The sequence below is a fragment of the Modestobacter marinus genome, assembly GCF_019799945.1.
Taxonomy (GTDB): domain Bacteria; phylum Actinomycetota; class Actinomycetes; order Mycobacteriales; family Geodermatophilaceae; genus Modestobacter; species Modestobacter marinus_B.
Map to the genome: position 1 here is coordinate 1 of NZ_JABGCH010000009.1, position 11,090 is coordinate 11,090.

9 protein-coding genes and 1 rRNA gene are annotated in these 11,090 nt (G+C 73.5%); 6 read left to right on the forward strand and 4 right to left on the reverse strand.

All coding sequences use genetic code 11. From position 1 onward, the window contains the following. Positions 1–103 precede the first annotated feature (103 nt). Positions 104–220: ribosomal RNA gene (gene rrf, locus HK417_RS10190) — 5S ribosomal RNA — on the forward strand. 64 nt (positions 221–284) lie between these two features. Here rrf and HK417_RS10195 read toward each other — a convergent pair. Beyond that, entirely contained in the window at positions 285–1,997 is a 1,713-nt protein-coding gene (locus HK417_RS10195; protein ID WP_222266022.1) for a DEAD/DEAH box helicase, read from the reverse strand. A gap of 376 nt (positions 1,998–2,373) precedes the next feature. Between HK417_RS10195 and HK417_RS10200 the strand changes: the two genes are divergently transcribed. Next, positions 2,374–4,209: a metallophosphoesterase family protein gene (locus HK417_RS10200; protein WP_222266024.1), complete on the forward strand. Its 1,836-nt coding sequence runs from the start codon at positions 2,374–2,376 to the stop codon at positions 4,207–4,209. Here HK417_RS10200 and HK417_RS25305 read toward each other — a convergent pair. Further along, the gene (locus tag HK417_RS25305; protein ID WP_261326324.1) at positions 4,196–6,301 is read right to left on the reverse strand and encodes an RtcB family protein; all 2,106 of its coding nucleotides are present in this window, start codon (positions 6,299–6,301) and stop codon (positions 4,196–4,198) included. The two genes, HK417_RS10200 and HK417_RS25305, sit on opposite strands and share 14 nt — an antisense overlap. Before the next feature lie 65 nt (positions 6,302–6,366). On the opposite strand from HK417_RS25305, the gene HK417_RS10215 reads away from it, so the two are divergent. Continuing rightward, positions 6,367–6,843, forward strand: a complete 477-nt coding sequence (locus HK417_RS10215) for an NUDIX domain-containing protein (protein ID WP_222266025.1) — start codon at positions 6,367–6,369, stop codon at positions 6,841–6,843. Here the strand turns inward: HK417_RS10215 and HK417_RS10220 are convergent. Next, positions 6,833–7,009 (reverse strand): hypothetical protein, encoded by a 177-nt coding sequence (locus HK417_RS10220; RefSeq protein WP_222266027.1) that lies wholly within the window; start codon positions 7,007–7,009, stop codon positions 6,833–6,835. The two genes, HK417_RS10215 and HK417_RS10220, sit on opposite strands and share 11 nt — an antisense overlap. Before the next feature lie 164 nt (positions 7,010–7,173). On the opposite strand from HK417_RS10220, the gene HK417_RS10225 reads away from it, so the two are divergent. From HK417_RS10225 to HK417_RS10235, 3 genes are all read left to right on the forward strand, one after another. After that, positions 7,174–8,247: a class I mannose-6-phosphate isomerase gene (locus HK417_RS10225; RefSeq protein WP_222266030.1), complete on the forward strand. Its 1,074-nt coding sequence runs from the start codon at positions 7,174–7,176 to the stop codon at positions 8,245–8,247. 79 nt (positions 8,248–8,326) lie between these two features. Next, on the forward strand, positions 8,327–9,295 hold the full coding sequence (locus HK417_RS10230; protein ID WP_222266032.1) for a TIGR03557 family F420-dependent LLM class oxidoreductase: 969 nt from the start codon (positions 8,327–8,329) through the stop codon (positions 9,293–9,295). Positions 9,296–9,466: 171 nt separating this feature from the next. Continuing rightward, on the forward strand, positions 9,467–9,631 hold the full coding sequence (locus HK417_RS10235) for a hypothetical protein (protein WP_222266034.1): 165 nt from the start codon (positions 9,467–9,469) through the stop codon (positions 9,629–9,631). Positions 9,632–9,679: 48 nt separating this feature from the next. Here HK417_RS10235 and HK417_RS10240 read toward each other — a convergent pair whose 3' ends face one another. Beyond that, positions 9,680–11,068 (reverse strand): FAD-binding oxidoreductase, encoded by a 1,389-nt coding sequence (locus tag HK417_RS10240; RefSeq protein WP_222266037.1) that lies wholly within the window; start codon positions 11,066–11,068, stop codon positions 9,680–9,682. Between the last annotated feature and the right edge of the window lie 22 nt (positions 11,069–11,090).

Here is an 11,090-nt window from a genome sequence, read left to right on the forward strand (position 1 = left end):
CCATCCAGCCCTTTTGAGCTCGATGTCACGCGTCCACTGTGCAGCTCTGGAACAACGAACACCCCCCACCCGCGTGCCGGGGTGGGGGGCGGTTCCACAGTGTTACGGCGGTCATGGCGAAAGGGAAACGCCCGGTCCCATTCCGAACCCGGAAGCTAAGCCTTTCAGCGCCGATGGTACTGCCCCGGAGACGGGGTGGGAGAGTAGGACACCGCCGGACAACCATTCCCGAAACGGGGCCACAGCGACAGCAGCGGCCCCGTTTCGGCATGTCCGGACCCGGGTCAGCTGCGGGTGTCCCGGTCCCGCCGAACCGTGGGCCGCCGGCCCCGGATCGTCGCCTCACGCAGGGCGGCGATCACCTCGCGGGCGGCTGCCTCCGGCACCTCGACCACCGAGAACCGGTCGGCGATCTCGATCGCGCCGATCTCGCGTCCACGCAGCCCGGCCTCCCCGGTGATCGCACCGACCAGGTCACCGGGCCGCACGCCGGCGCTCCGCCCCAGGCCCAGGAAGATCCGGGCGGTGTTCGCCGAGGGGCCGCGTCGGTCGTCGCGCCGTCCTCGACCGTCGGGCCGCCGGGCATCGCTGCGCTCGGGGCGCAGCGGCACGTCCGGGATGTCCTCCTCGTCGTCGTCCGTGCCGCCGCCGGCCTCGTGCGCCAGCTTCACCGCGGCCAGCGCGACGTCCATGACGTCGAACTCGTCGGTGAGGGTCTCGACCACGACCCGGAACCGGTCCAGGTCGTCCTCGAGCAGGCTCTCGCGCAGGGCCGCCTGGGTGAGTTCGAGCCGTCGGGCCCGCAGGTCCGCGACCGTGGGCAGCTTCCCGACGGCGATCGGGGAGCCGGTGACCTGCTCGATCGTCTTCAGCATCCGGTGGCCGCGGGGCTCGACGAGGGTGATCGCCACGCCCTCCCGCCCGGCGCGGCCGACCCGGCCGATCCGGTGGACGTAGGTCTCGGCCGCGGAGGGGACGTCGTAGTTCACGACGTGAGTCAGCTGGTCGATGTCCAGACCGCGAGCGGCGACGTCGGTGGCCACCAGCAGCTCCGTCGTCCCCGCGCGGAGCCTGCCCATCACCCGGTCCCGCTGCTCCTGGCCCATGCCCCCGTGCAGGGCCTCGGCCCGGTAGCCGCGGCCGTTGAGCGTCTCGGTGAGGTGGTCCACCTCGTCGCGGGTGCGGCAGAAGACGATCGCCGCGGTGGGCGACTCGATGTCCAGCACGCGGCCGAGCGCGGTCGGCTTGCTGGCGCGCGGGACCACGTAGGCGGTCTGCCGGACCCGCGGCGCCTCCCCGGTCGCCGGGCGCTCGCGGGCCACCTGGATGCGGACCGGGTCCCGCAGGTACCGGCGGGCGAGGGAGTCGAGCCGGCGGGGCATGGTCGCGGAGAAGAGGACGGTCTGCCGGTCGGCCGGCGTCTCGTCCAGGATCGCCTCGAGGTCCTCGGCGAACCCCATGTCGAGCATCTCGTCCGCCTCGTCCAGGACGACGGTCGATACCGTGCCCAGCCGCAGCGTCGAACGGCGCACGTGGTCCAGCGCCCGCCCCGGCGTGGCGACGACGACGTCCACCCCGCCGTCCAGGGCCCGCAGCTGCCGGCCGATCGGCTGGCCCCCGTAGACGGGCACCACCCGCGCACCGAGTTCCCGGCCGTACTTGTAGAGCGCCTCGGACACCTGGATGGCCAGCTCACGGGTGGGCACCAGGACCAGCGCCGCCGGCTCCGGTGCCCTGCGCCCGGCCTCGAGCCGCTGCAGCAGGGGGAGTGCGTACGCGGCGGTCTTCCCGGTGCCGGTGGCCGCCTGGCCCTGCAGGTCACGCCCCTGGATGAGCGGCGGGACCGCCTCCCGCTGGATGGGCGTGGGCTCCTCGTACCCCAGCGTGGTCAGCGCCGCGAGCAGCTCGGGCCGGAGCCCGAGCTCGTCGAACGTCGGCTCCGCCTCGGTCGGCTCCTCCGGTGCGGCCGCGCCGGCGTCCACCGTTCCGCTCGTCATCACGACGACGGGCTACCCACCGCCCCGGTGTCGATGCGCGCGGACGCCCCGGACCGGGTGCACGGGAGCGGGGGGCCGGGATCGGAGGGGGTCAGGCGGGACGTCAGCTCACCCAACCGGCGGCGGCGATGCCCAGGCCGGACACGATGGCCAGCACCGAGCGCTGCCGGGGGCCACCCAGGCCGGCCGGCTCGCCGACGACCGTGGCCCGCACCGGACCCAGGACGCAGATCTCGACGGGGAGGCGAGGGTCATCGTGCGCGGAACGGTAGCGCCAACGGCGCGATCCGCGACTGCGTGCCGGGCAGCCCCTTTCGTGCGATCCGCCGGGGGCGGTGCGCGACGCGGGCGGCCCGGTCGGGGACGATCAGTGGCGATGGCCGGTACCCCTGACGACGCGCAGCTGACCCTGCCCTTCCCCAGCACCCGCGGTGACCGCGCCCGGCAGCTCGCCGGCCGCGTCCGTGCGGTGCTCGCCCGGGTGGGGGCCCTCGTGCTGCGCTGGGTCCTGCGCCTCACGCTTCCGCTGGCCACCGCGGCGGCGGTGCTGCAGGCGTTCCCGTACCACGCCACCGTGCGGGGGGTCCCGTTCGAGGTGCAGGGGTCGCTGTTCAGCCGGCCCGGGCTCAGTGCCGACACCACGCTGGGCAGCTGGGAGTTCCCGACGGTCAGCGGCGTGCCGTTCGGGGTGCACCTGCGACCCGAGGACGTCGACGTCCTGCACCTCACCCGGCTGGCCGGCGGCAATGTGCCCGGCTTCGTGGAGCGGCTGCAGGCGGACGTCGTCGGCCAGGTCCCGCGGATCGCGGCCTGGCTGGTGGGGGAGTTCCTGCTCGGGGTGCTGCTCGGGCTCGGCATCGCCGCCGCGATCAACATGTCCGTGCGCTACCTGCGCGGGCAGGGCCGGCGGGAGCGCGAGCTGCGGCACCGGGCTCGGCAGCTGGCCGGCGCGGTCGCCGTCCTCGGGGTGGTGACCGGCTACGGCGTGGTCACCTACAACCCCGCCTGGGTTCGGGAGTCCCGGCTGACCGGCAGCCTCGCCGCCGCCCAGCTCTTCCCCGACCAGCTGAGCCAGTACTACGACCAGCAGAACAAGGCCTTCGACGTCCTCGGGTCGGTGATCGGCATCCAGGCCGCCCTGCAGGAGCAGATCGCGGACGACGCCGCTCCGGAGACCGCGCTGCAGGTCATGGTCATCTCCGACATGCACCTGGCCGCCAACTACCCGCTGGTCGCGCAGTATGCGGCCAACTACGGCGTCGACCTGATCGTCAACGCCGGTGACGAGAGCGCGTTCGGCACCCGCTTCGAGCTCACCCCGCCCTACCTGGAGGCCATCCGGGCGGTCACCGCGACCACCCCGATGATCTGGCTGGCCGGCAACCACGACTCGCCGGCGACGGTGCAGACGATGCGCACAGTCCCCGGGGTCACCGTGCTGGGCAGCAAGACCGCCACCGCCGACGGGTACCGGGTCACCGCCGACCTCGTGCAGGCATTCGGGCTGACCATCGCCGGGCTGCCGGACCCGCGCGTCTACGGCGGGCCGGGCGTGTACGGCGCCGACGACTCGGCGCTGACCGACCCGCTGCAGCGGGCGGCGGTCGCCGAGGCGCTCGGCACCGGACCCGCCGGGGAGCCCGCGAACACCGACCGGGCCGGCGCGACGCCGTCCCCGCCGCCGGACGGCGTTCCCGCCGCACCGGACGGCGCCCCCGCCGACGGGACCACCGCCGGCGACGAGCCGGCCGTCGACCCCGTCGACATCTTCGCCACGCACGAGCCGGTCGCCGCCGAGGCGCTGCGGGACGCGCTGCCCGGGGTGATCCGGCAGACGATGGCCGGGCACGTGCACAGGCAGAACGCGCCCGGCGAGCTCCAGGGCGACGACGGGGTCATCGACCTGGTCGAGGGCTCGACCGGCGCGGGCGGACTGGACAACATCTGGCGCGGCGTGGACCGGCCGCCGATCGAGTTCAGCATCGAGTCGGTCGGCGCGAACTGCGAGTTCACCCGGGTGGTGCGCTTCCAGATCCAGGCGTCGGACCCGCCGCTGCCGACCACGGTCGACACCACGGTCGCCGAGGCCTACGGCGACGACGTCACCGCCTCGACGGTGTACTTCCGCCCGCAGGACCTCGAGCCCGGCCGCACCTGCGGGCCGCAGCTGGGCATAGGCCCGGTGGAACCCTGGCCCGTCAGTCGCCCTTGACGTTGACGATCTGCCGCAGCGTGTGGCGGATCTCGACCAGGTCGGCGGCGTCCCGCATCACGACGTCCACCGGCTTGTACGCGTCGGGGTGCTCGTCGAGGAACGCATTCGAGCGACCCCAGGCGATCCCGGCCATCCGCTTGTCGAGGTCCGCGCGGGTGAACAGCCGCCGGGCGGCGTTGCGCGAGTGGTTGCGGCCGGCGCCGTGCGGCGAGGACATCAGCGACTCGACGTTGCCCCGGCCGGTCACGACGTAGGACGCCGTCCCCATCGACCCCGGGATCAGCCCGGGCTGCCCCTTCCGCGCCGAGATCGCGCCCTTTCGGGAGAGCCACAGCGAGCGGCCGTAGTGCTCCTCCCGCTCGGTGTAGTTGTGGTGACAATTCCCGGTGAGGATGTTGTCGCTCAACGCGAAGGAATGCGTGCCAGGCACCACAGCGCAGTAGACCTCGGTGGTCTCGCCTGTCCCGGTCACGGACACGACGTTCCAGCCGCGGCGTTCGGCGGCCTTGCTGCCTGTCTCGAACCGTGCGCGGTGCTCGGGGATCAAGAAGAACTCGGCATCGAGGTCGCCCCGCATGAGCCCGACCAGGTGTAGCGCTGACGGTGCATGACCGTGACCCTGTCTCACACGCGTTCTGATCCCGACGGTGCCCACACCGACGGCCTGGCAGGCGAGGCGCACGAACTCGAGGTCGTCCCGACGGGCCGAGGCCAGGGTCGGTCGACCGCTACGGTCGACGTCCCCGTCGGCTGCGAAGTATCCGGCCAGCCATCCGTACAGCTCTTCAGGCGGAGAGTCGAGCGAGGGACGCGAGGTCTTCCACGCACCAGGCAGCCCATCGATGCGAGTGACATCCCCGTACCGCCGGGGTGGCCGACCGATTCCGTGGAAGAGGGGCAACAGTGACTGGTCCTTTCCCGCACAGAAGTTGGCCAGGGACCGTCGGCCGCCGGCCAAGGCTGTGCCATCTCCGAACACGAAGCCTCGCGCCGCTGACAGGCGGTCGACCGTGAGCCCAGGGACGCGCCCAGGGAAAGTGAACTGCAGGCGGTCCCCGGGCCGCAGTTCGGTCGTGCTGGACTCGTACTCCAGGCCACGCCGGGAACGAACCAACCATCGGTGCTCCGCCGTCGCCCTGATCGTCTTGAGCACCCCACAGCGACTGAGGACGACCTCGCTGACCTCTTGGCGCCCGAAGGACCTCACGGGTGCCTTGACCCACTCGCCCCCGGCTGTCAGCAGTTCGTGTTCCCCGCCGGCGAGCGCCTCGATCGGACGGGCACCAGCGCGTGTCATGACCAGTGTCTCGCCGGCGAAGCAGTTCACCGTCTCCAACCGCTGGACGTCGGTGCGGAGGAACCGGCCTACCTGCGCGACGACGCGGTCCATCATCTCCTCGCGGTTCAGGTAGGCGAACCGCTGCGCCCAGTGCAGCGCCTCGATGTAGGCGTCGAACTCCGGCGTGCCCTCCTCCAGGTAGGCCAGGTCCCGGTCGGCGAGCTCGATACGGCGGGCGCGACACCACTCCTGAGCGCGGCGGATGTGCACCGAGGCGAGCTTGTTGCCGACCCCGCGGGACCCGGAGTGCAGGAACAGCCAGACCCGGTCCCGCTCATCCAGGGACACCTCGATGAAGTGGTTGCCCGAGCCGAGCGACCCGAGCTGCAGCGGCCAGTTCGGCGCCGCCCCGTCGGCCTGGGCGACGCCGGGCAGGCCACGCAGCTCCGCGACCCGCGGCTCGGCGGTGGGCAGCACCTTCTTGTTGTACCGACCGGCCGAGAGCGGGACGGCCCGGGAGATCTGCGCGTGCAGCGTGTCCAGGTCGCGGCCGGTCAGCTCGGCGGCGTCGAACTGGGTGCGCACCGCCATCATCCCGCAGCCGATGTCGACGCCCACCGCGGCGGGGATGATCGCGCCCTCCGTGGGGATCACCGAGCCGACGGTCGCCCCCTTGCCCAGGTGCGCGTCGGGCATCAGCGCCAGGTGCGGGTGGATGAACGGCATCGCGGCGGTGCGCTCGGCCTGCTCGCGGGTGGCCGGCTCCAGGATGGACGCCCAGTTCAGCAGGCGGTCGCTGATCCTCTCCATGGTCGCGTCCCTTACCCGCGCGGTCGGGGTGGACGCGTGCGGATCGGACGGTGAGGGTGGACGGCGTGCCCCCGAGGACCAGCGCCGGCGTCCTGCTCCACCGTGCGACCGCGGGCGGCGTCCGCGAGGTGCTCCTCGGGCACATGGGCGGCCCGTTCTGGGCGCGCAAGGACGACGGCGCGTGGTCGATCCCCAAGGGCGAGCACGGGCCGGAGGAGGACCCGCTGGCCGTCGCGCACCGCGAGTTCGAGGAGGAGCTCGGCGCTCCGGTGCCGGCTGAGGAGCTGCTGCCGCTGGGGGAGCTCCGGGCCGGCGCGAAGCTGCTGCGCATCTGGACCGCGGAGGGCGACCTGGACGCGTCCGCGGCGCGCAGCAACACCTTCACGATCGAGTGGCCGCCGCGCTCGGGCCGCCTGCAGGAGTTCCCCGAGATCGACCGGGCGGCCTGGTTCCCGCTCGAGCAGGCGCGGGTCAAGCTGGTGAAGGGCCAGGTCCCCTTCCTCGACCGGCTCGCCGGGCTGCTCGCCGGGGTCAGGTCGTGATCGAGGGCAGGTGCAGGTCGACGCCCAGCAGCACGGCGGGCCACAGGATGACCGCGACCACCAGCGACAGCGCCTCCGAGACGCCGGCCACCGAGTTGTAGCCGTTCGTGAGGGCGACGACCACGCCCACCGCCAGGTAGATCAGGCCGAACAGTGAGATGCGCACGAGGCCTCCTCCGAGCCGAGGACCCCGACGGTCCCGCCCCAGCCTGAGGGTCACGTGCACACCGGCTGGGGGTTCGCTGTGCGGGCGCCGGGTCCGGGCCTCTTGCGGAGACGCTCGCGCCGGGTCAGCGTCGTGCTGTCAGCACCTGGTCCAGAGGAGGTCCCGTGACCGGTCGGCTGTACCACCCGCTGCGCCTCACCGCGGCCGCCCGGCCGATGGTCTTCGGCGGGCACGCCATCGCGCAGCACCTGGGCAGGTCCGGGCTGCCCGACTGGGCGATCGGGGAGACCTGGGAGGTCAGCGACGTCGACGGGGCGGTGGCCGTCGTCACCAGCGGTGACCATGCCGGGACGTCGCTGCGGGAGCTGGTCCACGACCACCCCGACGAGCTGATGGGCCGCGGCTGGCGCGGCGAGCGGTTCCCGCTGCTCGCCAGGTTCATCGACGCCGCCGGGACGCTGCCGGTGCACCTGCACCCCGACGACGCGGCCGCCGAGCGGCTCGAGGGCGCCGAGCGCGGCAGGACCGAGGCCTGGCACGTCCTGCGGGCCGGCCCGGGCGCCACCGTGCTGTGCGGTACCAGAGCCGGCGTGACCGCCACGGAGTTCCGCCGGGCGCTGGAGGCGCAGGACTTCGACGCGGTGCTCCGGCGGCTGCCGGTGTCCGCCGGGCAGACGGTGTACGTACCCGGCGGCACCCCGCACAGCTTCGGGCCGGACACGCTGGTGTACGAGATCTCGCAGACCTCGGACCTCCAGCAGCACGCCATGCACTGGCAGCCGGCCGACGGCTCGCCGATCGACGACGAGCGGTGGCAGGCCGCCCTCGACGCCCTGGTCGACGCGTGGGACCCCGCCGCGCGCCCCGCCGTCCGGTCCGGCCTGGACGTCGTCGTGGACGACGGCGTGGACCGCCGCTTCCTGTGCGCGGGTCCCTTCTTCGCCCTCGAACGGTGGACGGCCGGCACCGCTGCGCCGCTGCGGCACGCCTTCGACACGGCGGTCGTGCTCAGCAACGTCGGGCCGCCGGTCACCGTCGCCGCGGGTGGGGAGCCGGCGCCGCTGGGCCGGGGGGAGACCCTGCTGCTGCCCGCGGCCTGCGGCGATCTGGAGGTCGAGGGACCGGCCGACGTCCTGCTGGGCTACCTGCCGGACCTGGACGCCGACGTGAGCGCGCCGCTGCTGGCCGCCGGCTACGCCCCCGCGCTGATCGCCGGACTGGGGGACGTACCCGTCTGAGCGGGCCGTTCCGCGCCGTTTCCGGGTTGGACACCCCGGGCACGGGCACCGGGACAGCGCGGACGACGAGGGGATCCTCATGCAGGTCGGCTACAAGATCGCCACCGAGGCGTTCGGTCCGGAGCAGGTCGTGGAGCAGGCGGTGGCGGCCGAGAAGGCCGGCTTCGACTTCGTGGAGCTCAGCGACCACTACCACCCCTGGCTGGAGAGTCAGGGGCACAGCGCCTTCACCTGGTCGCTGCTGGGCGCGATGGCCGCCCGCACCGAGCGCATCGGGCTGGCCACCGGCGTGACCTGCCCGATGATCCGGTACCACCCCGCGGTCATCGCCCAGGCCGCGGCGACCGTGCAGATCCTCTCCCGCAACCGGTTCACCCTCGGCATCGGCTCCGGCGAGCGGCTCAACGAGCACGTCGTGGGCGGCGGCTGGCCGGCGGTGCGGATCCGGCACCACATGCTGCGGGAGGCCTTGGAGATCATCAACCTGCTGTGGCAGGGCGGGTACCAGTCCTACGAGGGCGAGTACCTCACGCTGGAGGACGCCCGCGTCTGGGACCTGCCCGACCAGCTGCCGGTGATCGCCGTCGCCAGCGGCGGACCGGGCGCGTCCAAGCTCGCCGCCGAGCACGCGAGCGGGCTGTTCGCCACCGAGCCCAAGGCCGAGCTGGTCGAGGCGTACGCCGAGCACGGCGGAACCGGCCCGAGGTACGCCGAGGTGCCGATGGCCTGGGCGGAGACCGAGGACGCCGCCGTGTCCGAGGCGCTGGAGAAGAGCCGCTGGGCGCTCACCGGCTGGCCGGTGATGAGCGAGCTGCCCAACCCGGTCAACTTCGACGCGGCCAGCGCCACCGTCACGCCCGACGACATCAGGGGCCAGTTCTCCGTGGGGCCCGACCTGGACGCGCACGTGCAGCAGGCGCAGCCCTACGTCGACGCCGGCTTCGACCACCTCGTGCTGCAGAACGCCGGCCCGGACCCCGACGGGTTCCTCGCCGTCTGCACGACCGAGCTCATCGAGCGGGTGCGGGCGCTTACCCCGTCGTCCTGAGGTCGTCCTCGCCATTCCCGTGCTCTGAGTGCCGTGGGCACTCAGAGCACGAGCGTCCCGGACAGCGGTGGACGGATGGGCGGCAGCACTGATCGGTGCGCACCGGTTGGCCGCGCGTGGATCGGGCATCACGGACAGCACGCAGGTACATCAGGAGTTCGGGAGACGACCATGGGACTGTTCAGCGGCCTGGCCAAGGCGGGCCTCGCGAAGAAGGCGATCGACGAGGCGCGCAAGCCGGAGAACCAGCGCCGGATCAAGAGTGCGATCTCCTCGCTCCGGAGCAAGAAGAACGGCGGAACGCCGCCCCCGCGGCGGGGCCGCGGCCACGTCTGAGCCTGTCTGCGGCCGGCGACCGATCGGGTCGCCGGCCGGCCCCGGCCGTCAGATGACCTTGCCGGGGTTGAGGATGCCGTGCGGGTCGAGCGCGGCCTTCACGGCGCGGTGCATCTCCAGCACCGCCGGTTCCAGCTCGGCGCGCAGGCCGCCGCGCTTGAGCAGTCCCACGCCGTGCTCGCCGGTGACGGTGCCACCCAGCGCCAGCGCCTCGCTGATGATCTCCTCGAACGCCCGCTGCGCCCGGGCGCGCGCCGCCTCATTGCCGAGCGGTGTGATCAGCAAGGGGTGCAGGTTGCCGTCCCCGGCGTGCGCGATGTTGGCGATCCGGGTGTCGTGCCGGACGGCGATCGCCTCGATGCGCGCGAGCATCTCCGGCACGGCGCCCTTGGGCACGCAGACGTCCTCGGTGAGCACCGGGCCCAGCCGCTCCAGCGCCGGGTAGGCGAGCCGGCGGGCGGCGAACAGCGCGTCGGCCTCGGCCTGGTCGGAGCTGACCGCGGCGAAGGTGGCGCCCGCGCCCTCGAAGGCGGCGAGCATCGCCGTCGCCTCGGCGTCGCCCGCGGCGCCGGGAGTGTCGACCCGGCCGAGCAGCACGACCTCGGCATCGGCCGAGAGCCCCATGTTCTTCCAGGCGTCGACCGCGGCCAGGCACTGCCGGTCGACCAGCTCAAGCGCCGAGGGTGTGAGCCCCGCGGCGGCCACGGCGGTGACCGCGCGGCCGGCGTCGACCACGGAGTCGAAGTACCCGGCGATCGTCCGCTCGGGCTCGCGCAGCGGCCGCAGCCGCACGGTCACCTCGGTGACGATGCCGAGGGTGCCCTCCGAGCCCACCATGAGCCCGGTCAGGTCGAAGCCGGCCACGCCCTTCGCCGTCCGCCGGCCGAGCCGCACCAGCTCGCCGGTGCCCGTGACCACCTGCATGCCGAGCACGTAGTCGCGGGTGACGCCGTACTTCACGCAGCACACCCCGCCGGCGTTGGTCGCGACGTTCCCACCGATCGTCGACCAGGGCGCGCTCGCCGGGTCCGGCGGGTACCAGAGGCCGAACCGGGCGACGTGCGCCCGCAGGTGGTCGTTGACCACGCCGGGCTGGACCACCGCGAAGCGCTCGAGCTCGTCGACCTCGAGGACCGCGTCCATCCGCTCCAGGCTCACCACCACCGAGCCCGCGGTCGCGTTCGCCCCGCCGGACAGCCCGGTGCCCGCGCCGCGCGGGACCACCGGCGTGCGGTGCTCGATGCAGAGCCGGACGACGGCCTGCACCTCCTCGGCGGTGCGCGGCCGCACGAGCGCCACCGGGAGCTCGTACGGCGCCCACTCCGCGTCGTCGTGCGCGTAGCTCGCGAGCACGTCCGGGTCGGTGACCAGCCGGTCGGCGGGGAGCGCGGCGGCCAGCGCCGTGGCGATCGCGCCCGCGTGCGTGCCGGCCGTCATCCGTCGTCCTCCCGTTGCCCGT